Origin of the sequence: Acinetobacter sp. UBA6526 (assembly GCF_002434875.1) — a bacterium.
Taxonomy (GTDB): domain Bacteria; phylum Pseudomonadota; class Gammaproteobacteria; order Pseudomonadales; family Moraxellaceae; genus Acinetobacter; species Acinetobacter venetianus.
In genome coordinates, this window is the sequence record NZ_DJLC01000184.1 from 1 (window position 1) to 618 (window position 618).

Annotated in this window: 1 protein-coding gene and 1 pseudogene; one reads left to right on the forward strand and one right to left on the reverse strand. The window is 35.9% G+C overall.

What is annotated here, in order from left to right; all coding sequences use genetic code 11:
* Positions 1-70: pseudogene (locus B4237_RS17655) on the forward strand (DUF2789 domain-containing protein); the annotation flags it as partial.
* 25 nt (positions 71-95) lie between these two features.
* Here the strand turns inward: B4237_RS17655 and B4237_RS12605 are convergent.
* Positions 96-602 carry a hypothetical protein gene (locus B4237_RS12605; RefSeq protein ID WP_414632348.1) on the reverse strand — a complete coding sequence of 169 codons (507 nt, stop codon included), beginning with the start codon at positions 600-602 and terminating at the stop codon, positions 96-98.
* Positions 603-618: the final 16 nt, after the last annotated feature.

The window sequence follows — 618 nt, forward strand, 5'->3', positions numbered from 1 at the left end:
TAAAGATGATGAATGGGCGATTGTAGTTGATGAGCTAAATCAACAACTACATTTAGATAGCACCAAATAATAATTTATAAAAAATAAAGCTCACATTAGTGAGCTTTATTTTGAATCAAGGCTTTAAACCAGTCTTCCATTCGTACTGATTTGAAAGCAGGATGAACTTGTAATAATTCTAGATCATATTCAAAACATGACACATATTTCTGTAACCAGTGGCGTGTCATTGCTTGTTCTTGCTTAGCTGCTGATGCATACGCAAGGAAAAAATAAATGTCTAAATGGTTATGGTGCGCCAAAGGTTTTAAGATTTGTTGTGTAATCAAAGCAAAGCGCTGTTCTTTGGTTAGTTCAAAATAGATCATATATGCTTTGGCTAGATACAACGATAAGTTTAAATATAAACTTAGCGGCATTTCGTCATATTCAATACGCGCTTGTTCCAACAATACAATTGCTTCTTGCAAGAAGTGGAGTTGTTCCTGACGAACATGACTCAACATGACCAATTGCAAGCGCAGGTCAGCTCGCTCTAAAGCAAGTTCAGGCGTATTGTTTTCTAAATACTGTTGGTCAGTTTCACCAATCCGAGCAATCACTTGTTTAGTTTCATTC